The following is a 24,942-nucleotide window of genomic DNA, read 5'->3' on the forward strand; positions in this document are numbered from 1 at the left end:
TAGTGACTAGGTGAACCGTTCGTTACGACCTTCCCCTTTTGGATCAAAGGACTTGCAGTCTGCGGCACCTTTAAGATCAGTGGTTGTGCCGCGGCGGGTTTTTTGCGATCTGGCGGAATTCGGTCGCTCCCTCCAGCACCGCGCCGTCCGACAATTGCGTAACCGAGCGGCGGTAGATCTGCTGCCATGGCGTCGCATCCGCCGGCACTGGCGGGATGCCATCGCCCTTGCGCCGTTCGATCTCGGCGTCCTCGACCAACATGTCGCAGCGCCCGTGATTGAAGTCGATGCGGATGATATCGCCGGTACGAAGCCAGGCAAGGCCGCCGCCGGCGGCGCTTTCCGGAGAGGCGTTGAGGATCGATGGACTGTCCGCCGTGCCCGATTGGCGGCCGTCGCCGATCGTCGGCAGGCTGCGGATGCCGCGCTTCAGAAGATGATCCGGCGGCTGCATGTTGACGACCTCAGCCGAACCCGGCCAGCCGATCGGCCCGGCGCCTCGGATGACGAGGATGGTATTTTCGTCGATGTTGAGTTCGGGGTCGTTGATGCGCTTATGATAGTCCTCGGAACCGTCGAAGACCACCGCCTTGCCCTCGAACACGCCTTCGCGCCCGGGCTCCTCAAGATAGCGCCTCCGGAAATCCTCCGAAACCACGCTCATCTTCATGATCGCGAAATCGAAGAGATTGCCCTTGAGAACCAGGAATCCCGCCCGCTCCTTCAGCGGCTTAGCGAACGGCGTGATGACCTCGCGGTCGCGCGCTTCCTTGCCCTCCAGGTTCTCGGCCATCGTCCTGCCCGTCACCGTGCGACAGTTGCCGTCGAGCTTTCCGGCCTGCAGCAGTTCCCACATGATCGCCGGCGTGCCGCCGGCGCGATGAAAGCGCTCGCCGAGATAGGCGCCCGCCGGCTGGACATTGGCAAGCAGCGGGATATCGAAACCGTGCACCTGCCAGTCGTCGGGATAGAGTTCGACGCCGGCGTGCTTCGCCATCGCGGCCAGATGCGGCTGCGCGTTGGTCGAACCGCCGATCGCCGAATTGGTGCGGATCGCATTCAGGAAAGCCTCGCGCGTCAGGATGTCCGACGGCTTCAGATCCTCGAAGACGATTTCGACGGCGCGCCGCCCGGTGCGGTAGGCCATCTGGCCGCGCTCGCGGTAGGCGGCCGGAATCGCTCCGCAGCCGGTCAGCGAAAGGCCGAGCGCCTCGGCCAGCGCATTCATCGTCGAAGCGGTGCCCATCGTATTGCAGTGGCCGACGGAAGGCGCAGAATCGAGCGCTGCCTGCAGGAACTCTTCCCGATCGATCTCGCCTGCCGCATATTTCCGCCGCATCCGCCATATCACCGTGCCGGAGCCCGCCAGCTCGCCCTCATGCCAACCGTCGAGCATCGGGCCGCCGGAGAGCACGATCGCCGGGATATCGACCGTCGAAGCCGCCATGATCGCCGAAGGCGTGGTCTTGTCGCAGCCGGTGGTCAGCACGACGCCGTCGAGCGGATAGCCGTAGAGGATTTCGACGAGGCCGAGATAGGCGAGATTGCGGTCGAGTGCGGCTGTCGGGCGCTTGCAATTCTCGAAGATCGGATGTGTCGGAAACTCGATCGGGATACCCCCGGCATCGCGAATGCCGTCGCGCACGCGCTTGGCAAGCTCAATATGCACCCTGTTGCAGGGCGTAAGATCGCTGCCGCTCTGGGCAATCCCGATGATCGGCTTGCCGGAGCGCAGCTCTTCCGGCGTGATGCCGTAATTCATGAAGCGCTCGAGATAGAGCGCTGCCATGTCGATATGATCGGGATTGTCGAACCAGTCCTGCGAACGCAGGTGCCGCTTTGGCGAATGGCTGTCCATCACTTCTTTCCTCCCGGCCGGGCATTCTTCTCTTCGAGATGGAGGAGCAGGCCGCTGTGATCCTTTTCGCCATTGCCATTGGCGACGAATTCGCTGAATTCGGCATGTACCGCCGCAGTCAGCGGTAGCGTCAACGACAGGGTCTTGGCCGTCTCCATGGCGGCGTTCAGATCCTTGAGCTGGTTGCTGGACGAACCGCCTGGCGTAAACTGCCGCTCGACCATGCGCTTGCCGTGCAGCTCAAGGATACGGCTCTCGGCAAAGCCGCCGCGAATGGCGTCCCGAAAGGCTGCCTGCGAGCCGCCGCCCGCTTCGATCAGCATCATCGCTTCGGCGACGGCGCCGATCGTTACCGCGACGATCTGCTGGTTGGCAAGCTTGGCAAGCTGACCCGCCCCGCTGGGACCGACGCGGGTCACGCGCCCCATCGGCGCAAAGACATCTGCAAGCCCGTCGACCACGTCCTTGTCGCCGCCCGCCATGATCGCGAGCGTACCCGCTTCCGCGCCGACGACGCCGCCAGATACCGGCGAATCGACATGATGGATGTCGCGGTCGGCAAGCCTCGCCGAATGGTCGCGGGCGAAATGCGGGGCGATCGAACTCATGTCGATGACGGTTGTGCCAGGCGTCATCGCATCGACCGCTCCGCGGTCGAACAACACGTCCTTCACCGCCTCGGCGTTGGTGAGCATGGTGATGACGACGTCGGCGCCGGAAACGGCATCCGCCGGTGTTTTCGCGCAGACCGCACCGTCTCCCGCAAGCGGTTCGGCCTTGCCGGAATCGCGATTCCAGACGGTGACGGCAAAGCCCGCGCCAAGCAGCCGGCGAGCCATCGGTGCGCCCATCAGGCCGGTGCCGAGAAAGGCGATCCGCCTGCCGTCATGACCGTCTCTCGAATTCGTCATTCAGTCCTCCCAACTGTTGTCCGTCTTTGATAGTCCCCTCGCCCATCGTTGCAAACCGTTTTGACGGACGTAACGCATTTTTGTCACATGCCCTGGAGGGGGTTGTCGGAAGGCCGCGCGCACTCCCTGAAAACGATACGGGCGAGAACCGAAGTTCCCGCCCGATTTACTCGACAAAGGAAGGTTGAATTCCGTTTATTCCGCGGCGAGCCGGATAACCTCCGCCTCTTCTTCCTTGTGTTCGTCCGGCTTGTGCTGGATGAGCGGACGGTTGCCCGTCAGCCGCCGCAACAGCACATAGAACACCGGCGTCATGAAGATGCCGAAGAAGGTCACGCCGATCATGCCCGAGAAGACCGCGACACCCATGGCCGCGCGCATTTCCGCGCCGGCGCCGGTGGAGACGACGAGCGGCACGACACCCATGATGAAGGCAAGCGAGGTCATGAGGATCGGGCGAAGGCGAAGGCGGCTGGCCTCGATCGCAGCCTCCCGCGGTGTCCTTCCCTCGAATTCCAGTTCGCGGGCGAATTCCACGATAAGGATGGCGTTCTTCGCCGATAGACCGACAAGCACCACAAGACCGATCTGGGTGAAGATGTTGTTGTCTCCACCGGTGAGCCAGACGCCGGTCAGCGCGGCCAGCACGCCCATCGGCACAATCATGATGATCGCAAGCGGCAGCGTCAGGCTTTCATACTGGGCGGCCAGCACCAGGAAGACGAGCAACAGTGCCAGGGGGAAGACAACGATGCTCGAATTGCCGGCCAGGATCTGCTGATAGGTCAGATCCGTCCATTCGAAATCGATGCCCGCAGGCAGGGTCTCGTGAAGGATCTTCTCGATTGCCGCTTGCGCCTGACCCGACGAGAAGCCCGGTGCCGGACCGCCGTTGATATCAGCGGCGAGGAAGCCATTGTAGCGGTTCGCGCGCTCCGGACCGGTGCTCGGTTCCACCTTCAAGAGGGCCGAAAGCGGGATCATCTCACCCGATGCCGACCGGACCTTCAACTGGCCGATATCTTCCGGCTGGGCACGGAATTTCGCATCGGCTTGCACACGGACGCTGTAGGTGCGGCCGAAGGCGTTGAAGTCGTTCACATAGAGCGAACCGAGATAGATCTGCAGCGTCTGGAAGACGTCGGTGACGGAAACCCCGAGCTGCTCGGCCTTGGCACGGTCGAGATCGGCATAGAGCTGCGGCACGTTGATCTGGAAGCTGGAGAACAGTCCGGCGAGCTCAGGCGCCTGATAGGCTTTTGCAAGGACGGCCTTGGTCGCCTCGTCAAGCGCCTGGTTACCGAGGCCGGCACGATCCTCGATCTGCAACTTGAAACCGCCCGTCGTGCCGAGACCATTGACCGGCGGCGGCGGGAACATGGCGATGAAGGCATCCTGGATGACGCCGAACTTCTGGTTCAGCGCCATGGCGATTGCGCCGCCCGAGAGATCAGGCGTCTTGCGCTCTTCGAAGTCCTTCAGCGTCACGAAGACGATGCCGGCATTCGAGGAGTTGGTGAAGCCGTTGATCGACAGGCCCGGGAAGGCAATCGCATTGGCAACGCCCGGCTGCGCCAGCGCGATGTCGGTCATGCGCTTGATGACGTCTTCCGTGCGGTCGAGGCTTGCGGCATCCGGCAACTGGGCAAAGCCGATCAGATACTGCTTGTCCTGTGACGGCACGAAGCCGCCGGGGACCGTGCTGAACAGGCTGTAGGTCGCACCGACCAACGCCAGATAGATCACCATAACGATGCTCTTACGCGACAACAGCCCGCCAACGCCCTTGCCGTAGGCATTCGAGCCCGCGCCGAAGACACGGTTGAAGCCGCGGAAGAACCAACCGAAGATGGCGTCCATGAACCGCGTCAGCCAGTCCTTCGGCTGATCATGGCCCTTCAGGAGAAGGGCTGCCAGCGCCGGAGACAGGGTGAGTGAGTTGAAGGCCGAGATAACGGTCGAGATTGCGATCGTGAGCGCGAACTGGCGGTAGAACTGACCCGACAGACCGGAGATGAAAGCGAGCGGCACGAAGACCGCGACGAGGACCAGCGCGATCGCGACGATCGGACCGGAGACTTCCTTCATCGCCTTGTAGGTGGCAGCCCGCGGCGACAGGCCATGCTCGATATTGCGCTCGACGTTTTCGACCACCACGATCGCGTCGTCGACGACGATGCCGATCGCAAGCACCAGCCCGAACAGACTGAGCGCGTTGATCGAGAAGCCGCAGACATACATGACCGCGAAAGTGCCGATGATCGATACGGGAACCGCGATCAGCGGGATGATCGAAGCGCGCCACGTCTGCAGGAACAGGATGACGACGAGAACAACGAGCGCAATGGCCTCGAGCAGAGTGTCGATGACCTTCTCGATCGAGGCACGCACGAATTTCGTCGTATCGTAGACGATCTCGTATTTGACGCCCTCAGGCATGGCGAGCTGCAGCTGATCCATGGTCGCGTTCACATTGTCCGCGATTTCGATCGCGTTCGAACCCGGCGCCTGCAGGACAGCAACGGCGACGGCCGGCTTGCCGTCGAGCAGCGAACGCAGGGTGTAGTCCGCAGCACCGAGCTCGATGCGGGCGACATCGCGAAGACGGGTGATCTCGCCATTGGCGCCCGTCTTGACGATGATGCTGCCGAACTCCTCGGGAGTGCGCAGGCGGCCTTGGGCATTGACGTTGAGCTGCAGGTCCACACCCGGCTGGCTCGGCGATGCGCCGATGATACCGGCGGCGGCCTGGATGTTCTGGGAACTGATCGCGCTGCTAATGTCGCTGGCGGCAAGATTGTGCTCGGCGGCCTTCTGCGGGTCGATCCAGACACGCATGGAATAGTCGCCGGCGCCGAAGACCTGCACCTGCCCGACGCCTGCAATGCGGGCGAGCCGATCCTTGACGTTCAGGGTCGCGTAATTGCGAAGATAGGTGATGTCGTGATTGTTCCCGTCGGAGACGAGATTGACGACCATGATGAAGTTGGGTGAGCTCTTGACTGTAGTGATGCCGAGCGAACGGACTTCCGCCGGCAGGCGCGGTTCGGCCTGTGAAACGCGGTTCTGCACGAGCTGCTGCGCTTTGTCGGGGTCGGTGCCGAGCTTGAAGGTAACGGTGACGTTGAGCACGCCGTCCGATGTCGCCTGGCTGGCCATATAGAGCATGCCTTCGACGCCGTTGATCTGCTCTTCGAGCGGCGTGGCCACCGTTTCGGCGATGACGCTTGGGTTGGCGCCGGGATAGGTAGCGCGCACGACGATCGACGGCGGCACGACCTCCGGATATTCGGAAATCGGCAGCGCGCGCAGGCCGATCAGGCCGGCAACCAGGATGAGGACCGAAAGAACGCCGGCAAAGACCGGGCGGTCGACAAAGAATCTGGAGATGTTCATATCAAAGCCCTCTCCGGGGTGAACATGGATGCAAAGTCCCTCTCCGGCGGTTTGGGAGCCGCCGGCGGGTCGTATCATTTCGAGTATTGGCCCTCCCCCTCAGGGGAAGGCGAAAGTCTTTACTGCGCGGTCGCGACCTTCTCTTCCATCTGAGGCACGACGACTGCGCCTGGACGGATGCGCTGCAGACCGTTGACGACGATCTTCTCGCCGACGTTCAGGCCGCCATCGACCACCCGCTGACCGTCAGCCACTGTGCCGAGCTGGACCTGCCGATAGGCGACCTTGTTCTCGCCATCGACGACGAAGACGAACTTCTTGTCCTGGTCCGTGCCGACGGCGCGGTCACTGATGACGATCTTGTTCTCGGCCTTCGGCTGGCCCATGCGCACCCGCACGAACTGGCCGGGGATGAGACGCCCGCCCGGATTATCGAAGACGGCGCGAACGCCGATCGTGCCGCTTGATGCATCGACCTCGTTGTCGATCAGTTGCAGCTTGCCCTTGATCGGGGTGCCGCTGTCGGTCAGCGTGCCGACTTCGACCGGGATCTGCTCGACGGCAGGCAGGGCGCTGTCCGTCTGCGGAAGCTGGGCAAGCGCCCGCGTCACCATCTCTTCGCTGGCATTGAAGCTCGCATAGATCGGATCGACCGAAACGAGCGTCGTCAGCGCCGGCGAGGCCGACCCGGCCGCAACAAGGTTACCGGCGGTCACCTCGATCTTGCCGATGCGGCCGGACACCGGAGCCCGCACCTGAGTGTAATCGAGATCGAGCTGAGCCGACTGCAGCGCGGCCTGCGCCGAACGCAGCCCCGCCTGAGCCTCGGCCAGCGCGCTCTGGCGCTGATCGAGATCACTCTGGGAGATGGTGCGGTTGTCGGAAAGCCTGCGGCCGCGATCGAGCTCGGTCTGCGCCAGGCTGACTTTGGCTTCGGCCGAAGCGACCTGGCCTTGCGCCTGCGCCACGCTCGCCTGGTAGGGAGCCGGATCGATGGTGAAGAGCAGGTCGCCCTGCTTGACCAACGCCCCTTCGCGGAAGGCCACCGAAAGGATGGCGCCGGCGACACGGGAACGCACCTGCACCCGGTCGACCGCTTCGAGACGGCCGGAGAAACTTTCCCAGGCCGTCACGTCGCGCGCCGCGACGACGGCAACCGTCACCGGCACAGCGGGAGCCTGCTCGGGGGCGGAAGCAGCCGTAGCGGTCGTGCTCATCGGCAATTCGAAAAACAATGCAGCGCCGGAAATGGACGCAATAAGGGCTATGCCGGCGCCCATCAGGGCCCAGCGCTTACTTCTGGACGTCATCAGTACTCTCCTTGCGGCTCTAAGCCGCCGAAATATCAGGTCTTCTTCAATGCAATTGCGGTTGGACGCTTACCTCCCGAAGGAAGCTTCCGAAATGGCGGCTGACGTTTTCCTGCCAGTCCGGCACTCCCTCGGATTTCCCACCATAAATCGAGGGCCAGCCCGTCCCGGCGGGAAGGACATGCTGGCGCACACCGACGCCGGCCTGTTTCAGGCGGACACCGTAACCAATCGTTTCGTCGTGCAGAGGATCATCCTCCGCGGTAAATATCAGCGCCGGCGCGACGCCTGAAATACGCGAACAGAGGCAAGGCGCCGCATAAGGGTGGCAACCGCCGCCGCTCAGATAGTGGCTCCAACCTTCCGTCCAGCGCTGGCGCATGCCGATGGCTTCAGCCTTGCGGATCGAGGACGTGCCCATGAAGGGATCGAGCAGCGGCGAAATCAGAACCTGGCCGTCGAGCGCGTCCGGCATCTGGTCGCGCGCCTTCAGCGCCACGCCGGCGGCAACATTGCCGCCCGCCTCCTCGCCGGCGACGAAGAGCAGCGACTTGCGGTCGCCGAGACCGGCGCGTTTGTTGGCGAGATAGGTGAAAACGGAGAAGGAGACTTCCAGCGCCTTTGGAAACAGATTGCCGGAAAGGCTGCTGTAATCGGCGGCAACGACGATGGCGCCGGCCTTGGCGAGGCTCATCGCCACCGGTCGGTCGACGTGTTTGTCGCTATCCAGAAACGCGCCGCCATGCAGGTAAAGCACGATCGGCGGACCCTTGCCGTAATCGGCGCCCTGGTAGATGCGTGCGGAAACGGGGCCGATGGCCACCTTATCCAGCATCATATCTTTCCATTCCACCGTCATGCTTCCGGTCTCTTCTGTATCGGCGACAAACAGACAACGTCCACCGCTTGCATTTTGCAAAAAAAAGATATTGTTATTCCAACCAAGGAATAAGAAGCTATAACGCGATAACACTGTTCCAGATCTCGAACAATGGTGCAACGCAAACTGCGGATTTGAAACCGATGGATCAGCTCTCGGCAATGCGCGTCTTCATTCGTGTTGTGGAGACGGGCAATTTCACCCGCGCCGCCGACATGCTCGCCATGCCCAAGGCGACGGTGACCAATCTCATCCAGGGCCTGGAAGCGCATCTGCGCACCAAGCTTTTGAATCGGACCACGCGCCGGGTCATGGTGACCACTGACGGCGCGCTTTATTACGAACGCGCCGCCCAGATCATTTCGGAACTGGAGGAGCTCGATGGCAGCCTCTCCAACTCGCAGAGCTTGCCGAGCGGACGGCTGCGTGTCGAGATGGCCGGCGCTTTCGCCGATTGGATCGTCGTTCCGGCACTTTGCGATTTCTATCAGCGTTATCCGGACATCCGCATCGACCTCGGTGTCGGCGACCGCACGGTCGATTATCTTGCAGAAAATGTCGATTGCGCGCTACGCGCCGGCACGCCGACCGACCAGTCGCTGATTGCGCGGCGCGTCTCCGAAGTCGAGATGATCACCTGCGCTTCTCCGGACTACATCCAGAAATTCGGCATTCCCGAGCGGCCCGAGGATCTGGAGGCGGAACATTACACCGTCAACTATTTTCGCGCCCAGAACAACCGGACGCTGCCTTTCGAATTCCGCCGGCACAACGAGGTGATCGAGACCAGTCCGCGTTACATCGCCTCGGTCAACGATAGCCGCACCTATCTGACGGCTGCGCTGACGGGCCTCGGCATCGCGCAGGTGCCGATCTTCATGGCGCGCGAGCCGATGGCACGGGGCGAACTCGTCCGCGTGCTGCCGGACTGGCGCCGCGATCCGCTGCCGCTCTATGTCGTCTATCCGCCGAACCGCCACCTCAGCAACAAGGTTCGCGTCTTCGTCGACTGGCTGGTGAAACTTCTGGTCGAGGCGAGACTGAACGACGGTTGAGCGCCAAGACAAATACGGCCCGGAAGGCGGGGGAAACCTTCGACGGGCCGCAATCTGCAACTTTGAACATCAAGCCTGTCGCACCGTAGCAAGGGCGCGGCAGGCGCTGGAGGTTCGCAAAGACAGCGGCAGGGAATTCCGCTCTCTCGCGATAGAGCAGATATACGCACTCCCCGCAGGATTATAAGGGAAAATTCCGCAATCGCGTTCACATATTTGCGATGACGGCTCGGCTCCCATGTTTCCGCGCGATCGTCCCGCGCGCGGTGGCGGACCGGGTGTCAATTCCCGACGGCCGGCTTCAGCAAGTCCTCGAGACCGATGCGGCGGAACAATTCCGCCCGGACACGGTCGGCGACGCCGTTGACGATCTCCGCGCCGTCCTCGGACGGATCGATATGGACGCGGAATGGCCGGGTGCCAAACGGCTTGCCGACGACATCGACGATGGCCGCGGCAACCGCGCCGGCATCGGCGTCCGCAGGTTCGAGCGCTGCCAGGCCCTGCAGCGCCTGTTCCGGCACGCCCTTGTAGGGTCCTTCATTGTATTCGGCGGCGCGGGCCGTATCATCAGGCGAGCCGGAATGGGCGAAATGGTTGGTGCCCTGATGACGATGACTTGCTTGCTCATGATCGTATTCCTTCCGATTGGGGTTGGTTGGCAAATGGAAAGCTCTGAACGAGCGGCGGCCATAAAGCCGCCGGCTTCGTCAGATCACGCCGCCATTGGCGCGTAGCGTCTGGCCGTTGACCCAGCCGCCGTCCGGGCCGGCGAGGAAGGCAACGGCAGATGCGATGTCTTCCGGTGTGCCGAGGCGTTCCAGCGGGTTCATTTTCGCCGTCCGGGCGATGAGTTCGTCCGACTTGCCGTTGAGGAAAAGCTCGGTGGCGACAGGGCCGGGCGCGACGGCGTTGACGGTGATGTTGCGGCCGCGCATCTCCTTGGCCATGATCGCCGTCAGCGTTTCCACGGCTGCCTTGGTAGCGGCATAGACGCCGTAGGTTTCGAGCTTCAGGCCGACGACGGAGGTCGAGAAGTTGACGACCCGGCCGCCGTCGCGCAGACGCTTGGCTGCCTCGCGCAGCGTATTGAAGGTGCCCTTCAGATTGACGCCGATCTGGCGGTCGAAATTGGCGTCGTCGGCCTCGGCAAGCGCAGAGAGCATCATGATCCCGGCATTGTTGACGAGCACATCGACGCCGCCGAAAGCGGTTTCCGCAGCATCGAACATGCGGCGGACGGCTTCGGCATCGCTGACATCGGCTTTCGCCGTCAGCGCCTTGCCGCCGGCCTGCTCGATCTTCTTTGCCAGTTCCTCGGCCGGAGCGGCATTGCCGGAGTAATTGATGACGATGGTGAAACCGTCCTTGGCGAGACGCTCGGCGACCACTGCGCCGATGCCGCGGGACGAGCCGGTCACCAATGCAACCTTGTTTTCGTTGGAAGCCATTGTCCTTCTCCTTCATTTCTGCGCCGCAGCGCGTTTTCGATGAGAAGAGGATGCGCCTTTTCCTTTTGCGGATAATCTGGCATTATTCCGCATCACTATCCGGAAATGACGAACAAACAGATGGACAGATTTGACGCCATGCGCGTGTTTTGCCGTGTCGTGGAACGCAGCAGCTTCACGCTTGCCGCCGAGGACACCGGCCTGCCGCGCTCGACCGTCACCGGTGCGGTAAAGGGGCTGGAAGCCCGCCTCGGCGTGCGCCTGCTCCAGCGCACGACGCGCCACGTCAGTCCGACGCTTGATGGCGAAGCCTATTACCAACGCTGCCTGTCGATCCTTGCCGATATCGAAGAAGCCGAAGGCGCCTTCGCCGGCGCCAGGCCGAAGGGCATGCTGCGTGTCGACGTGCACGGCACGCTCGCCCGCCATTTCGTGCTGCCGAGCCTGCCGTCCTTCCTGGAGACCTATCCGGAGATCGAATTCTACATGAGCGAGGGCGATCGGCTGGTCGATCTTGTGCGTGAGGGCATTGATTGCGTGCTGCGCGTCGGCACGCCTGGAGATAGCGACATGGTCGCCCGGCGCGTCGCCCTGCTCGATGAGGTGACGCTCGCCTCACCTGCCTACATTGCCCGCCACGGCCTGCCGCAACATCCCGACCGGCTTGCCGGCCATCGCATGGTCGGCTTCCACTCCAGCGGCACCGGCAGCCTGCTGCCGCTCGAATTCATCGTCGACGGCACGGTGCGTGACATCACCATTCCCGCCACCGTCGCGGTCAACGCCGCCGAAAGCTATATTTCAGCGGCGAGGATGGGCCTCGGCATGATCCAGATCCCGCGCTATCACGCCGAAGAAGACCTTGCCGCGGGAACGCTGGTCCAGATACTGCAGGATTTTCCGCTGACCCCGACACCGGTTTCCCTGCTCTACCCCCGCAACCGCCAGCTTTCGCCCCGCGTGCGCGTCTTCATCGACTGGCTGGTGAAGGTCTTCGCTCGACAAAATTCCGAAAACGCGCTTCACTAAAATTCATCTCACTAAAATGCATATTGCTAATGTGAGCGCCCTCGGAGAACGGTCATGGCACTCAGTGATATCACCGTCTACCAGACGGAAGACGGCTTCGTCGTCGAGTTCGGCGGCGAAGGCGAAGACAGCATTGCCGTGACGCTGCGGAGCACGCCTGAGTTGACGTCGGAAAACGCTGTCTTGCGGGCCAAAGCCCTGCTTGCCGCCGCAATCGAACCTACCCATAGCGACGGCGCGCGCCGCAAGGATCCCGCTTTGCTCGAAGAAGAGCTGGAAGAGGGTCTGGAAGATTCCTTCCCGGCGAGCGACCCGGTCTCGGTCACATCACCCTCGATCCCGATGCGCGATCCGAATGCCGGCCGCTGATGTCTGTGGCCGAAAAACATGAAGCGGTTTCGGGATGACGGCGAGCGCGCTGAATGTTATCTGCGTCGATCATGACCGATGGTGGAACGATATCAGGTGCGATCGGCGCCGGCACCCTCAACGGCGAAAGCCTCAGGAAGTTTTTCGAGCGCGATGCGATCGCCGTCTCACGCGACCTGCTCGGCTGCCATCTGACCGTGGACGGCGTCGGCGGACGCATCACCGAGACCGAAGCCTATTTTCCCGATGACGAGGCCTCGCACAGCTACCGCGGCCCGACCAAGCGCAACGGCGCCATGTATGGCAAGCCGGGCAACGTCTATATCTACCGCATCTACGGCATGTACTGGTGCCTGAATTTCGTCTGCCATCCGGGCTCGGCTGCACTCATCCGCGCCCTGGAGCCGGAAACGGGAATCCCTCAGATGATGGAGCGGCGCGGCACCGATACGCTGACGTCGCTCTGCAGCGGTCCCGGCAAGCTCTGCCAGGCGCTCGGCATCGACATCGCGATCAATGACAGGCTGCTTGATCGCGCGCCCTATGCGATCGCTCCGTCAGCACCTGTGCCGATCGTCTCGGGAAAACGCATCGGCATCACGAAAAATGCCGAAGCACCATGGCGCTTCGGCATTCAGGGATCGCGTTTTCTCAGCAAGCCGTTTCGCTAAAGTAATTCCAAGAAAAGTGCGAAGCGGTTTTTCGTCCGGAATTGCACGAATCTCGAGTTCATTCCATGACGTCGCTGTGGTCGACGGCGGGTGCTGCCTTCGGTTTGCGCAGCAAGAGCACCAGCGGAATGACTGCAAGCGACATCAGCATCAGCAGCTTGAAATCGTCCATATAGGCGATGATCGTCGCTTGCAGCGTGATGATCTCGTTGAGCGAGGCGCGGCCGGCCGCCGTCACCGGGCTGAGCCCCTGCGCAGCCACCGCATTAAAGGCGTGGTTGAACGGCGTCACATAGGCCGCGATCGATTCATGATTGCTCTGCGTGTTCTCGACGATCAGCGCCGAGACGATCGAGATGCCGACCGCCGAGCCGATGTTTCGCGACAGGTTGTAGAGACCGGTGCCGTCGCCGCGCATATGGGCGGGCAGCGTGGAAAAGGCGATCGTCGTCAGCGGCACGAACAGAAAGCCGAGGCCGGCGCCCTGGATGAAGCCGACCGAGACGATCGTCCATTGCGAAACGTCGGGTGTCCAGCCGGTCATGTCGTACATCGCCCATGCCGTGAGCCCCAAGCCGAGCGCCAGCAACGCGCGCGTATCGACCTTGCCGACCATCCGCCCGACGATGAACATGCAGAGCATAGTGCCGAGCCCGCGCGGCCCCATGACGATGCCGGCGGTGATGACGGGATAGCCCATCAGCGTCTGCAGATAGGGCGTCATCAGCGCCAGTGAGGCGAGATAGGTAATGCCGACCACGAAGATGAAGATCATGCTGATCGAGAAGTTCTGGTCGAGGAACAGCTTCGGGTTCACGAAGGATTTCTCCGCCGTCAGCGTATGGACGATCAGCAGATAGAAGGCTGAGGCGCAGATCAACGCCTCGAGCATGATCTCACCGGAAGAGAACCAGTCGAGCTGCTCGCCGCGGTCGAGGAAGAGCTGCAGCGCGGCGATGCCGAGGCTCATCATCCCGAAACCGAACCAGTCCAGTTTGGCCAGCAGATCCCTCTTGGTCTCGGTGACGAAGACGACGATGCCCATGAAGGCCAGCGCCCCGATCGGCACGTTGATATAAAACACCCAGCGCCAGCTGATATTGTCGGTCAGCCAGCCGCCGATGACAGGCCCAAGCACCGGCCCGACCATGACCGAGACGCCGAAAAGGGCCATCGCCGAGCCGCGCTCCTCGACCGTATAGATGTCGAGGAGGATGCCCTGGGAAAGCGGCACCAGCGACGCGCCGAACAGGCCTTGCAACAGGCGGAAGGCGACGATCTGGTTCAGCGATTGCGCCAGGCCGCAGAGAACGGAGGCGGCCACAAAGCCGGCAATGGCGACGAGCAGCACGCGTTTGCGGCCGAACTTGGCGGCGAGGAAGCCCGACGGCGGCGTCATGATTGCCGCCGCGACGATATAGGAGGTCAGCACCCAGTTGATCTGGTCGGCAGAGGCCGACACGCTGCCCTGGATATAGGGCAGCGCCACGTTGGCGATCGTCGTGTCCAGCGCCTGCATGATGACGGCGAGAATGACGCAGGCCGTGATCGCACCGCGATTGGCAATCGGCGTCGCCGGAGAAGCGGAAGCGTTACTCATGATCCTTGCCCTGAGGCCGGCCCAGAAGCTTGTTGACGAAATCAGGCAGGCCGCGGGCATGACCGGTCTCGACATCGACCACCGTGCTCATGCCGACGCGCAGCGGCGGCTTGCCGTCGGCGTCCTCGATGCTGACGCGCATCGGAATGCGCTGCACGACCTTCACCCAGTTGCCCGTAGTGTTCTGCGCCGGCAGCAGCGAGAAGCTGGAGCCGGAGGCCGGGCTGATGCTCTCGACCTTGCCCTTCCATGTCACGCCGGGATAGGTGTCGACATAGATCTCGGCCGTCTGGCCGGGCTTGACATAGGTAAGCTCGGTTTCCTTCGGGCTGGCGGCGATCCACAGATGGTCGGTGGCAACAAGCGAGAAGGCCTGTTGCGAAGCCTGCAGGTAGGAGCCCACCTGCAGCGCGTTGACATTGGTGACGATGCCGTCGAACGGCGCCTTGACGACACTGTGGTCGAGTTCGCGCTGGGCATTGTCGACCTGCGACTTGGCCTGCAGGTAGAGCGGGTTTTCCTCGGCCGGCTGGTCGGCATTGCCGCCGAGCTGGGCGAGTGTCGTTGCAGCTTCCGCCTTGGCGACGGCAACCTTCTGCTGCGCGGCTTCCAGATTGTGCTTGGCTTCGTCATAGGCCGACTGCGTCGCGCTGCCGTTGTTGACGAGGTTCTGCTGCCGGTCAAACTGATCCTGATAATAGGGCAGATCGGCTTGCGCTTGCGTGATCTCGGCAAGCGACTGCTGATAGCTGGCCTTGAGATTCATGATCTGGTTGCGCTGCGCGCCGAGCTGCGCCTTGGCGCCATCAAGCGCGATCTTGAAAGAATCCGACCGCAGGCTGAACAGCACCTGTCCCGCCTTGACCGCCTCGTTCTCATGGACGTTGATCTGGTCGACGATACCCGAGACATCGGTGGTAAGCCCGACCATGTCGGCCTGGATATAGGCGTTGTCGGTCGACATCACCTGGCCGCCATTGACGTAATAATAACCGCCGACGACGAGCGCCACCGGCAGCAGGGCAAACAGGATCGGCCGCGTGAGACTGCGCCGGCGGCGGACCTTGTTGCCGCCAGGCGCAGCCACGGCGGCAGCCGGCGCTGATTTGGATGAAGGCGCTTCGGCTACCGTTTCCTGCTGTTTCGCTTCGTTGTCTTCGACAGGAGTCTCGGTCTTGGCATTGGCGTCGGCAACGACGCGGAGAGGGGATTGATCAGCCATCGTTCGTCTCATTCTTGTCAACCGGGCTCCGGCATGCCTGAACCAGGTTCGTCTTCATTACGGATAGGATGTGGAAAAGCTGCTCGCGCTGCTCGGCCGAAACACCTTGCAGCGCTTCCGCGCGGGTGGTGTCGCCGAGCTCGCGCATTTCGGCAAGCAGCGGGTGCGCCTCGTCGTGCATATAAAGCAACCAGATACGCCGGTCGGTTGGGTGCTGGCGGCGCTCGATCAGCCCGCGTTCGGCGAGCTTGTCGAGAATGCGCACCAGCGTGATCGGCTCGACTTCGAGGATTTCGGCAAGGCCGCCCTGATGGATACCTTCGTTATTCGAGAGATAGGCAAGCGTCTGCCATTGCGACCGGGTCAGCCCAAGGCACTTCGCGCGCTGCTCAAACCGCTTGCGCAGCAGCCGTGCGACGTCGTGGAGAAGGAAACCGAGGGTCGGAGTGGCGTTCATGAAAACCTGTGACCGTTATTTATAAGCATCCTTATAATATCGGTAGATATATTGAGCATGTGTACTGCGCAAGCGAGTGGACGGCAGATTCAGCAATGGCGGCTAAAATGCCGCAGACCGGGTCAAGCATAGCCTGCAATTTCTCCTTTCACCGGTAACAAGCACCAGCCAGTAGCCGCAGCACAGCTCCGCCCTAACTGCGGCAGGAACAGCCTCCGCCGGAGGCGCGCATTGGGGAGCCTCGATGGCGTTCTTCGAAAGCATGCTGACGCTGCTGCTGGTGGCGATCGTCTTTCTGCAATTCTCCAGGAAGTTCCGGATCCCCTATCCGACAATGCTGGCGATCGCCGGCGTCATCGTCGCGGCCGTGCCCTGGGCGCCCGAGGTTTCAATCGATCCCGAGCTTGCGCTGGCGCTGCTGATCGCGCCCGTGCTTTTCGACGCCGCCTATGATCTGCCGCCGCGAACATTGCGACGCAACTGGCTGCCGCTGTTCTCGCTCGCTGCCATCGCCGTGATTCTGACGGCCGGAGCCGTCGCCACCGTCAGCGTGACGATGGCCGGCCTGCCGCTTGCCGCAGCCGTCGCACTCGGCGCCATCGTCGCGCCGCCGGATGCGGCCGCCGCGACCGCCATGCTCGACCGCTTCACCCTGCCGCGCCAGACCTATGTGATCCTGAAGGGTGAAAGCCTCCTGAACGACGCCGTCGCGCTGCTGATCTTCAGCGCCGCGGTGGCAGCCGCCGCAAGCCCCACCTTCTTCGCCGGCGCCCTGGCGGAGCTGGCGCTGGCCGTACCTGGCGGCCTCATCCTCGGTTATCTCCTGGGCCGTCTCTACATGGTTGTCGGCCTGAGGCTCGCCGGTACGCTCGGCGGCACCTTGCTGGAATTCGTCGCCACTTTCGGCACGTGGATCATCGCCGAGCGGCTGCACCTTTCGGCAATTCTGGCGATCGTCGTCTATGCGATGGTGATCGCCCGCTACATGCCCGAGCGGCAGACGGCCCGCCACCGCATTCACTCCTATTCGGTCTGGGAAGCCGCGGTCTTTCTGCTCAACGTGCTCGCTTTCCTGCTGATGGGCCTGCAGGCCCGCCAGATCGTCCTCGACCTCGATCCCGGCCGCCTGGATTTCGCGATCTCCTTCGCCGCCATGGTCTTCGTCACCGTCATCGTCGTCCGCCTGGCCTGGGTGCTCTTCTATAACCGCGTCATCAACTTTCTCGCCGCGCGCGGGCGCACAACACAAGCCGTTCCGACCTTCGCCACCAGCCTGCTTGCCGGCTGGTGCGGCATGCGCGGCCTCGTCACGCTGGCGACCGCGCTCGCTTTGCCGATCGATTTTCCCGATCGCGATATCATCCTGCTCAGCGCGCTCGCCGTTGTTCTCGGCACGCTCATCGTCCAGGGCCTGACGCTCGGGCCGCTGATCCGTTTCCTCAAATTCGACCCGGATACCTCCCTGGACCGCGACCTCGCCAGAGCCCGCGTCACGTTGATCGATGCGGCCCTTGCCGAACTCGCCGGGGGCGAGGACAAATCCACCCGCATCCTGCGCGACGTCTACACCTCCGAGCGCGAAATCGCCGCTGACGGGAAACACCCGCGCGAGGTCAGCAGGCTCGACAAGCAGCGCCGCAACGTCATCGTCGCGAAACGCCGCAGATTGGCAGCGATGCGCCGCGCTGGCGAGATCGACGATGATGTCTTTCACATGCTGGAACAGGAGCTCGACTGGGCCGAACTCGCCGCCCTGCCGCCCGGCAGAGACGAAATCGTCGAGAGCTGATACCCTCCGTGACGTTTTGATGGATTCCGGAATCGTTACCAATTGGCATTTGCAATTTTTCGCCGCTGCCGTTTATAGTCCAATTCCATAGGGTTACGATTTTTCCGATGTGCATTGCGTGCCGGCCTTCCTTTTCCAAGGGATTGAACGCCGGGGAGATCACGGGGGCAGAGACCCTCGGTCAAAGCAGCAAGACATGAACAGCATCACTTCATCTTAGGTTTGGCGGCAGTGAAATCGACCGTCGAGATTGGAGGACCGGTATGACTTACGCGCTTCGACAGATGGTGGTGCTTGGCTGTATCGCCGCATTCATGCCCCTCCCCGTGCTGGCCCAGAGCGCCCCGCCAGCGCCACCCGTGACCGTCGCCAAGCCGGTCGTTCGCGATGTCGTAGACAGCGACGAATTTATCGGCCGGTTCGAGCCGGTCGACGAAGTCTCCGTTCGCTCGCGCGTCGGTGGTTACCTTCAGGAAATCCATTTCCAGGACGGCGCATTGGTCAAGCAGGGCGACCTGCTCTTCGTCATCGACCAGCGGCCGTTCGTAACCGCGCTCAATCAGGCAAAGGCGACACTCGAATCGGCGCAATCCACCCTGGTCTTTGCCGATGCGCAGTATAAGCGCACGCAATCACTAACTTCGAGCGGTAGCCAGTCGGCGCAGACGCTGGATGATCGCCGCCGCGAATTCGATTCGGCGGAAGCCAATGTCCGCGGCGCGCAGGCCGCAGCCGATCGCGCGTCTCTCGACATGGAATATACCGAGATCAAGGCGCCGCTCAGCGGCCGCATTGACCGCCGGCTGATCTCGGCCGGCAACCTCGTGCAGACCGATCAGACCGTGCTCACCACGATCGTTTCTCTCGACCCGATCGATTTCTATTTCGACGTCGACGAGCGCCGCCTGCTGAATTTCGCCGACACGGCGCGCAAACTGGGCAAGGATCTCCAGCAGGGTGGCGGCGGCCTGGATGTCTCCGTCACGATCTCGGATCCCACCGCCAAGCCATTCAAGGGAAAGCTCGATTTTGCCGAGAATCGGGTCGACAATGAGAGTGGCACCATTCGTCTGCGTGCCCGCTTCCCCAACCCCGATCTCGTCCTTCAGCCCGGCCTCTTCGGTCGCATACAGGTCGAAGCCTCCAACACCTACCAGGCCATTCTCGTCCCCGACGAGGCAATCGGCTCGGACCAGAATGAGCGCGTCGTTTATGTCGTCGCCGAAGACGGCACGGTGTCGACCAAGCCCGTAAGGCCCGGACCGCGCCTCTACGGCTACCGCGTCATACGCGAGGGCCTCGACGGCACCGAGACGATCATCGTCAACGGCCTGATGCGCGCCCGGCCGGGTGCAAAGATCACGCCTCAGATGACCGAACTGCCGCCGGAGCGGCAGGACACTGCGCCCGAAACCGCCGGCGCGGAGAGCGGACAATGAGATTTGCTCATTTTTTCGTAGACCGGCCGATCTTTGCGGCGGTCATCTCGATCCTTTTTCTCGTCGTCGGCAGCATTGCCTATACGCAATTGCCGGTATCGCAGTATCCCGAGATAGCGCCGCCGACCATCGTCGTGCGCACCTCTTATCCGGGTGCCGACCCGCAGACGATCGCCGATACCGTTTCGACGCCGCTTGAACAACAGATCAACGGCGTCGAAGACATGCTTTATATGTCTTCTTACTCCAGCGCCGACGGCGCCATGTCGCTGACGATCACCTTCAAGCTCGGCACGGATCTCGACAAGGTCCAGGTGCTCGTCCAGAACCGCGTTTCCATCGCACTTCCCCGTCTTCCCGAGGAAGTCCAGCGGCTTGGCGTGACCACTGACAAAAGCTCGCCGGATCTGATGATGGTGGTGCACCTGCTTTCGCCATCGCACCGCTATGACCAGCTTTACGTCTCGAATTACGCCCGCAACCGCATCCGCGACGTTCTCGTGCGCCTTGACGGCGTCGGCGACGTGCAGATCTTTGGCGAGCGCCAGTATTCGATGCGAATCTGGCTGGACCCGGAAAAGCTCTCCGCCTACGGGATGACATCCGATGACGTCGTGGCCGCGCTGAGAGATCAGAACGTCCAGGTGTCGGGCGGCAAGATCGGGGCCCCGCCCGTCACCGGCAAGAATGCGTTCGAATATACGGTGCGAACGGATGGACGCTTCTCCGACGTGCGCGAATTCCGATATGTCATTGTCAAATCGACGACATCGGGCCGGCTCGTGCAGTTGCAGGATGTCGCCCGGATAGAACTCGGCGCACAGGATTACGTCACCAACAGTTATCTCAACAACGATCCCGCAGTTGCTCTCGGCATCTTCGCCCGGCCGGGAACCAACGCCCTGGACACCGCCCATCAAGTCCAGACGCTGATGAAGGACATATCCCAGAATTTCCCGCCGGGTCTGGAATATCGCATCGTCTACGACACGACCGAATTCATCTCGGATTCGATCACCGAGGTCTATCGAACCATCGCCGAAGCGGCCATCCTGGTGGCAATTGTCGTTCTCGTCTTCCTGCAATCTTGGCGCACCGCGATTATTCCGATCATTGCCATCCCGGTATCGCTGATCGGCACCTTCGCCGTTCTGCTGGCCTTCGGCTTCTCGCTCAACATGCTCACCCTGTTCGGCCTCGTGCTGGCAATCGGTATCGTCGTCGACGATGCGATCGTGGTGGTGGAAAATGTCGAGCGCAATCTGGCGCGCGGGATGACGCCGAAACAGGCGTCGCATGTCACGATGGACGAAGTCGGAACCGCCGTCGTCGCCATCTCGCTGGTGCTGATCGCCGTGTTCGTGCCGACAGCCTTCATTCCAGGCATCTCAGGACAATTCTACAGGCAGTTCGCGGTGACGATCTCCGTCACCACTGCAATTTCCGCATTGAATTCGCTGACGCTTTCGCCCGCGCTGGCAGGCATCTTGCTGAAAACCCATGACCATGAAACCAAGCGTACGAATGTCGCGTCCCGTCTGGGAAGAGGGCTTGCAGACGGCTTCAATCATGGATTCGATCGACTGAGTTCCGGCTATTCATGGACCGTTCGGCATCTGGTCAGCAGCTGGATTGGGTTGACAGCCGCGATGGTCACCTTCGTCTGCCTGCTCGGAGCGACCTGGTACATGGGCACGAAAGTTCCCGCGGGCTTTATCCCGACCATGGACCAGGGTTACGCCATCATCGTCATCCAGCTGCCGGACGGCGCCTCGCTTGCGCGTACCGATGCCGTCGTCAGACAGGTCGGCGATATCGCCCGCACCGTGCCCGGCGTCGGCAATGCCGTGCAATTTGCCGGCTTCAGCGGGGCGACGTTCACCAATGCCTCAAATGCCGGCGTCGTCTTCGTCCCGTTCAAATCCTTTGCCGAACGTGAAGAAGGCGGCGAGAACGCCAACAAGATCATCGGCGAGCTTTACGGAAAGCTGCAAAGCATCCAGGAAGCCTTCATCATTGCCATTCCACCGCCATCCGTGCGTGGCGTCGGCAATTCCGGCGGCTTCAAGATGCAGATATCCGATCTCGAAAACGCCGATATGACCCGCGTGCTCGGCCTCGCCCGGCAGATGATGGGTGCGGCGGCAACGACCGAGGGGCTGACCGGCGTCTTTACGACATTCTCCGATGCCAGCCCGCAATACTTCCTGGCGATCGACCGCGACAAGGCGCGTTTCCTGAATGTGCCGATCCCCAACATTTTCAACGCCCTTTCCATCAATCTCGGCGTCGCCTATGTGAACGATTTCAATGCGTTCGGTCGCGTCTACCAAGTTCGCGCCCAGGCCGACCGGCAATACCGCATGGACCGGGATGACATCCTTGCCCTGAAGGTCCGCTCGGCCACCGGCGCGCTGGTTCCGCTCGGAACCCTGATGGACATCCAGGATGCCAGCGGCCCTGCCCTTGTCCAGCGCTACAACATGTATGTCTCGGTGCCGCTTCAGGGCAATCCGACGCCAGGCACGTCGACGGGCGATGCCATCGCCAAGATGGAGGCCTTAGCGGCAAAGATCCTGCCGCAGGGGACGACCTTCGAATGGACCGAACTCGCCTATCAGGAGACCCACACAGGTAACACCGCCATCTACATCTTCGCCCTGTCCGTCGTCTTCGTCTTCCTGGCGCTGGCGGCACAATATGAAAGCTGGATTTTGCCTCTAGCGATCATTCTCATCGTCCCGCTTGCGGTGCTCGCGGCGCTGATCGGGGTCTCGCTGCGGGGAATGGACAACAACGTCCTGACGCAGATCGGCCTGATCGTCCTGATCGGTCTTGCGGCCAAGAACGCCATTCTGATCGTCGAGTTCGCCAGGCAAGCGGAAGATGAGGGCAAGTCGCCGGTGGAGGCGGCCATCGAGGCCAGCCATCTTCGCCTGCGCCCAATCCTGATGACCGCGTTCGCCTTCATCTTCGGTGTTCTGCCGCTTGCCATCGCCACCGGCCCCGGCGCGGAAATGCGCCAGTCGCTCGGCACCGCCGTCTTCTCGGGCATGCTCGGCGTGACGATCTTCGGCCTGTTCCTGACGCCGGTCTTCTACGTCGTGCTACGCGGCTGGCGCCGTAAACGGCCGGCCACTGTAGAACCAGCGAAGACAGAGCCGGTCGAGGAAGGGGTCGTCTGAGACGATCCTAGAGCCTTTCCGGGTTAGATTGCAGCATTCTGCCGGAGCAGGTTTTCGTCAGGGCAGAGGCGATTGGCGACGGGCATACCCCAAGGTACGTCCGAGCCGATCGCCTTTGATCCTGGCGGAAAGATGCCCGGCCCTTCGGGTTGGCTGAAACGGGCCGGCTGATCGACCGGCCGGCTTGGCCGTAGAGCTTGGCTACGACGCGCGCCGGCCGGTCGACCATCCGACTCCGTTTGAGCCAACAGAATGCTTCAATCTAAACCGGAAAGGCTCTAGCGGCTGAGGAAACGGAAGTCAGGTCGAAAACAGATGCACTCGGCCTTGCCACAAGCGAGCGACGGTGAGTTTGCCGCTGCGATAGGCGCGCGTATCGATATTGAGCCGCTTCGGCCGTATGGCGGGTTCATCGTTCGGCGTATGACCGTGAACGACGAGTTTCGGCAACGGCACCCGGCTTTCGAGAAACCGCTGGCGGATGATGACCAGATCCTCGTCCGTCTGCTCACTGAGCCGCAGCTTCGGATTGATGCCGGCATGCACGAAAATCACGCTCGGGGTCTCCAGCAGGACAGGCATCGCCCGCATGAAATCGATATGCGTACGCGGCAGCGACTGGCGGATGAAGGCATCGAGCTTCGCGCCGGAGGGAAAGACCAGCGGTAGATGCTCCGGATCGAGGCCGTAGGATTTGAGCGACTCCGCCGACCCCATCTGCATCCAATCGTCATAGGAGATCCAGCCATCGATATAGTCGAGCATGGCGACTTCGTGATTGCCGGCAAGGCAGATGCGGTCGAATCCATCAGGTGGAGGCTCCATCAGATGGGTGATGACCTGTGCCGATTCAGGGCCGCGGTCGATATAGTCGCCGAGCGTGACGATCAGCTTTCGCCCGGGCAGCCGCGCGCCATCACGCAGAATCGCCTCCTCGGCTTTCACAAGCAGATCGTACCGGCCGTGAATGTCGCCGATCGCATAGGTTGGGATAGCGGCAATATCCAGCGTCAGGCGCGGTCTCGGCTGGCGTGCCATTTTCGAAACCTCGCTGTTGCGAGCACGAGAGTCGCTCATCATGTTTCTCGTTTAAGGAAGCCCCACTTAACCGTAAGTAGAGTAAAGGACAAGGCAATCAAGCTGGTAGGAAAATCCAAAGCATTCGGGTTTTGTAGAAAAACCGACCTTATCATTCGAGAGGCAATCCCTCACTCCTGTATGTGTCGAGAAAAGAGTGACCGATGGGAACGGTATCGCAATTTCATCAGAGCCTCAGGCCTCCCGCCCGTCGCATCGAAAGCGAAGAGGAGGCGATATCCACGGCCCGTGACCTCGCCGCCGCATTCCGGCATCAGGCGAGTGAGCGCGATATCAATCGCATCCTGCCCTTTGCCGAGCTTGATGCGCTGTCGGTATCGGGGCTGACGGCAATCACTGTTCCGCCAGACCATGAAGGGCTCGACGTGTCGAACGCCCTGCTCGCCGAAATCGTTGCAATCATCGCTGAGGGCGATGCATCGATCGGCGAGGCACTGGAAAGTCATTTTTCTGCGCTGGAAACGCTCCGCATTCAGGCTGCCGAGGATTTGAAGGCATCGCTGTTTGCCCGTGTGCTGCTCGGCGACCGCTTCGCGGGCGCCGCCTTCACCGACGGGACCGAACTGACCGCCGAAGGCCCGGGCTACCGTCTGAGCGGGCGCACGCGGCAGACGCCCGGTATTCTATTCGCCGACTGGATCGCCGCTGCCGCCACCGCTCCTCCCAGCCGCCCGGTGACACTCTACCTCACACGCGGTGAAGAAGGCGTGCAGGTGGTCGATGATTGGGACGGCTTCGGCCAGCGCACCAATGGATCGGCGACGGCGATCGTCGGAACGCTTCATGTCAATGCCGATGCGATTGCGCCTGCTCCCTCCTCAGGACATTCGACCGGCATCTCGCTCGGCCTGCTGCTCAAGGCGGGCGTCAGCCTGGGCATCGCTCGGGCCGCATGGAGCGACCTGATGACCGCAATTGGCGATCGCAGCACGACCGTCCTTCCCCAGATCGGCGAACGAGCCATTCGCATCGAAGCAACGGCGGCAGCCTTGGAACGGGCTGGCCGCAAACTCGACATTGCCCAGGTCAATCCAGTTGAGGCCACGATGGCGGACGCGCATTTCTCCTGCTCGGCGGCCGCGATTCTTGCCGGGGAAACGGCGCTCGACACCGCAAACGCGCTGTTCGAACTTGCAGGGGAAACATCGGCGGGCATCGGGCTCAATCTCGATCGCCATTGGCGCAATGCCCGCATTCACGCGCTATCGTTGCCGCGGGATAG

At 62.1% G+C, this 24,942-nt stretch carries 18 protein-coding genes and 1 pseudogene; 8 read left to right on the forward strand and 11 right to left on the reverse strand.

Annotated elements, in window-relative coordinates; all coding sequences use genetic code 11:
* Positions 1–76 precede the first annotated feature (76 nt).
* The 5 genes from FY112_RS22710 to FY112_RS22730 form a co-directional block, all read right to left on the reverse strand.
* Positions 77–1,858: an IlvD/Edd family dehydratase gene (locus FY112_RS22710; RefSeq protein ID WP_151519332.1), complete on the reverse strand. Its 1,782-nt coding sequence runs from the start codon at positions 1,856–1,858 to the stop codon at positions 77–79.
* Positions 1,858–2,769 (reverse strand): NAD(P)-dependent oxidoreductase, encoded by a 912-nt coding sequence (locus FY112_RS22715; protein ID WP_131619543.1) that lies wholly within the window; start codon positions 2,767–2,769, stop codon positions 1,858–1,860. Before FY112_RS22715 ends, FY112_RS22710 begins: the two co-directional genes overlap by 1 nt.
* 195 nt (positions 2,770–2,964) lie before the next feature.
* The gene (locus FY112_RS22720; protein WP_151519333.1) at positions 2,965–6,165 is read right to left on the reverse strand and encodes a multidrug efflux RND transporter permease subunit; all 3,201 of its coding nucleotides are present in this window, start codon (positions 6,163–6,165) and stop codon (positions 2,965–2,967) included.
* Between the two features lie 119 nt (positions 6,166–6,284).
* Positions 6,285–7,475: an efflux RND transporter periplasmic adaptor subunit gene (locus FY112_RS22725; RefSeq protein ID WP_151519334.1), complete on the reverse strand. Its 1,191-nt coding sequence runs from the start codon at positions 7,473–7,475 to the stop codon at positions 6,285–6,287.
* Between the two features lie 46 nt (positions 7,476–7,521).
* Positions 7,522–8,334: an alpha/beta hydrolase gene (locus FY112_RS22730; RefSeq protein ID WP_026158832.1), complete on the reverse strand. Its 813-nt coding sequence runs from the start codon at positions 8,332–8,334 to the stop codon at positions 7,522–7,524.
* Between the two features lie 164 nt (positions 8,335–8,498).
* Between FY112_RS22730 and FY112_RS22735 the strand changes: the two genes are divergently transcribed.
* Positions 8,499–9,410, forward strand: coding sequence for a LysR family transcriptional regulator (locus FY112_RS22735; protein ID WP_151519335.1), 912 nt, complete (start codon positions 8,499–8,501; stop codon positions 9,408–9,410).
* A gap of 281 nt (positions 9,411–9,691) precedes the next feature.
* Here the strand turns inward: FY112_RS22735 and FY112_RS22740 are convergent.
* Positions 9,692–10,018, reverse strand: a pseudogene (locus FY112_RS22740) (oxidoreductase); the annotation flags it as partial.
* Positions 10,019–10,120: 102 nt separating this feature from the next.
* Complete coding sequence (locus FY112_RS22745; RefSeq protein ID WP_151519336.1) at positions 10,121–10,861, reverse strand: SDR family oxidoreductase; 741 nt, start codon at positions 10,859–10,861, stop codon at positions 10,121–10,123.
* Between the two features lie 120 nt (positions 10,862–10,981).
* On the opposite strand from FY112_RS22745, the gene FY112_RS22750 reads away from it, so the two are divergent.
* Genes FY112_RS22750 through FY112_RS22760 form a run of 3 tightly spaced genes read left to right on the forward strand, consistent with a single transcriptional unit; the run spans position 10,982 to position 12,930 of the window.
* Positions 10,982–11,890 (forward strand): LysR family transcriptional regulator, encoded by a 909-nt coding sequence (locus FY112_RS22750; RefSeq protein ID WP_151519337.1) that lies wholly within the window; start codon positions 10,982–10,984, stop codon positions 11,888–11,890.
* 54 nt (positions 11,891–11,944) lie between these two features.
* Positions 11,945–12,259, forward strand: a complete 315-nt coding sequence (locus tag FY112_RS22755) for a hypothetical protein (RefSeq protein ID WP_151519338.1) — start codon at positions 11,945–11,947, stop codon at positions 12,257–12,259.
* Positions 12,260–12,312: 53 nt separating this feature from the next.
* On the forward strand, positions 12,313–12,930 hold the full coding sequence (locus FY112_RS22760; protein WP_151519339.1) for a DNA-3-methyladenine glycosylase: 618 nt from the start codon (positions 12,313–12,315) through the stop codon (positions 12,928–12,930).
* Positions 12,931–12,988: 58 nt separating this feature from the next.
* Here the strand turns inward: FY112_RS22760 and FY112_RS22765 are convergent, their stop codons facing one another.
* Genes FY112_RS22765 through FY112_RS22775 form a run of 3 tightly spaced genes read right to left on the reverse strand, consistent with a single transcriptional unit; the run spans position 12,989 to position 16,209 of the window.
* Positions 12,989–14,530 carry a DHA2 family efflux MFS transporter permease subunit gene (locus FY112_RS22765; protein WP_151519340.1) on the reverse strand — a complete coding sequence of 514 codons (1,542 nt, stop codon included), beginning with the start codon at positions 14,528–14,530 and terminating at the stop codon, positions 12,989–12,991.
* The gene (locus tag FY112_RS22770) at positions 14,523–15,752 is read right to left on the reverse strand and encodes an HlyD family secretion protein (RefSeq protein WP_151519341.1); all 1,230 of its coding nucleotides are present in this window, start codon (positions 15,750–15,752) and stop codon (positions 14,523–14,525) included. The genes FY112_RS22765 and FY112_RS22770 overlap by 8 nt, the downstream gene beginning before the upstream one ends.
* Complete coding sequence (locus FY112_RS22775) at positions 15,745–16,209, reverse strand: MarR family transcriptional regulator (RefSeq protein ID WP_151519342.1); 465 nt, start codon at positions 16,207–16,209, stop codon at positions 15,745–15,747. The genes FY112_RS22770 and FY112_RS22775 overlap by 8 nt, the downstream gene beginning before the upstream one ends.
* Positions 16,210–16,453: 244 nt before the next feature.
* Between FY112_RS22775 and FY112_RS22780 the strand changes: the two genes are divergently transcribed.
* The 3 genes from FY112_RS22780 (at position 16,454) to FY112_RS22790 (ending at position 22,622) form a co-directional block, all read left to right on the forward strand.
* Positions 16,454–17,998, forward strand: a complete 1,545-nt coding sequence (locus FY112_RS22780) for a cation:proton antiporter (protein WP_151519343.1) — start codon at positions 16,454–16,456, stop codon at positions 17,996–17,998.
* Between the two features lie 263 nt (positions 17,999–18,261).
* Complete coding sequence (locus tag FY112_RS22785; RefSeq protein WP_027663830.1) at positions 18,262–19,437, forward strand: MexE family multidrug efflux RND transporter periplasmic adaptor subunit; 1,176 nt, start codon at positions 18,262–18,264, stop codon at positions 19,435–19,437.
* Positions 19,434–22,622, forward strand: coding sequence for a multidrug efflux RND transporter permease subunit (locus tag FY112_RS22790; protein ID WP_151519344.1), 3,189 nt, complete (start codon positions 19,434–19,436; stop codon positions 22,620–22,622). The genes FY112_RS22785 and FY112_RS22790 overlap by 4 nt, the downstream gene beginning before the upstream one ends.
* A gap of 300 nt (positions 22,623–22,922) precedes the next feature.
* Here the strand turns inward: FY112_RS22790 and FY112_RS22805 are convergent, their stop codons facing one another.
* Positions 22,923–23,699, reverse strand: coding sequence for a metallophosphoesterase family protein (locus FY112_RS22805; protein ID WP_181018266.1), 777 nt, complete (start codon positions 23,697–23,699; stop codon positions 22,923–22,925).
* Between the two features lie 164 nt (positions 23,700–23,863).
* Here FY112_RS22805 and FY112_RS22810 point away from each other — a divergent pair.
* Positions 23,864–24,942 (forward strand): monooxygenase (locus tag FY112_RS22810; protein ID WP_151519346.1); only part of this gene is annotated, 1,079 nt, incomplete at its 3' end.

The sequence above is a fragment of the Rhizobium sp. PEPV16 genome (genome assembly GCF_008919455.1).
GTDB lineage: Bacteria > Pseudomonadota > Alphaproteobacteria > Rhizobiales > Rhizobiaceae > Rhizobium > Rhizobium leguminosarum_Q.

Bases quoted from the DNA above. Each gene is read 5' to 3' on its own strand.
- FY112_RS22765 (WP_151519340.1), bottom strand. From the start codon at position 14,530: ATGAGTAACGCTTCCGCTTCTCCGGCGACGCCGATTGCCAATCGCGGT.
- FY112_RS22735 (WP_151519335.1), top strand. From the start codon at position 8,499: ATGGATCAGCTCTCGGCAATGCGCGTCTTCATTCGTGTTGTGGAGACG.
- FY112_RS22720 (WP_151519333.1), bottom strand. From the start codon at position 6,165: ATGAACATCTCCAGATTCTTTGTCGACCGCCCGGTCTTTGCCGGCGTT.
- FY112_RS22750 (WP_151519337.1), top strand. From the start codon at position 10,982: ATGGACAGATTTGACGCCATGCGCGTGTTTTGCCGTGTCGTGGAACGC.
- FY112_RS22790 (WP_151519344.1), top strand. From the start codon at position 19,434: ATGAGATTTGCTCATTTTTTCGTAGACCGGCCGATCTTTGCGGCGGTC.
- FY112_RS22770 (WP_151519341.1), bottom strand. From the start codon at position 15,752: ATGGCTGATCAATCCCCTCTCCGCGTCGTTGCCGACGCCAATGCCAAG.
- FY112_RS22780 (WP_151519343.1), top strand. From the start codon at position 16,454: ATGGCGTTCTTCGAAAGCATGCTGACGCTGCTGCTGGTGGCGATCGTC.
- FY112_RS22805 (WP_181018266.1), bottom strand. From the start codon at position 23,699: ATGAGCGACTCTCGTGCTCGCAACAGCGAGGTTTCGAAAATGGCACGC.
- FY112_RS22785 (WP_027663830.1), top strand. From the start codon at position 18,262: ATGACTTACGCGCTTCGACAGATGGTGGTGCTTGGCTGTATCGCCGCA.
- FY112_RS22755 (WP_151519338.1), top strand. From the start codon at position 11,945: ATGGCACTCAGTGATATCACCGTCTACCAGACGGAAGACGGCTTCGTC.
- FY112_RS22760 (WP_151519339.1), top strand. From the start codon at position 12,313: ATGTTATCTGCGTCGATCATGACCGATGGTGGAACGATATCAGGTGCG.
- FY112_RS22710 (WP_151519332.1), bottom strand. From the start codon at position 1,858: ATGGACAGCCATTCGCCAAAGCGGCACCTGCGTTCGCAGGACTGGTTC.
- FY112_RS22725 (WP_151519334.1), bottom strand. From the start codon at position 7,475: ATGACGTCCAGAAGTAAGCGCTGGGCCCTGATGGGCGCCGGCATAGCC.
- FY112_RS22745 (WP_151519336.1), bottom strand. From the start codon at position 10,861: ATGGCTTCCAACGAAAACAAGGTTGCATTGGTGACCGGCTCGTCCCGC.
- FY112_RS22715 (WP_131619543.1), bottom strand. From the start codon at position 2,769: ATGACGAATTCGAGAGACGGTCATGACGGCAGGCGGATCGCCTTTCTC.
- FY112_RS22775 (WP_151519342.1), bottom strand. From the start codon at position 16,209: ATGAACGCCACTCCGACCCTCGGTTTCCTTCTCCACGACGTCGCACGG.
- FY112_RS22730 (WP_026158832.1), bottom strand. From the start codon at position 8,334: ATGACGGTGGAATGGAAAGATATGATGCTGGATAAGGTGGCCATCGGC.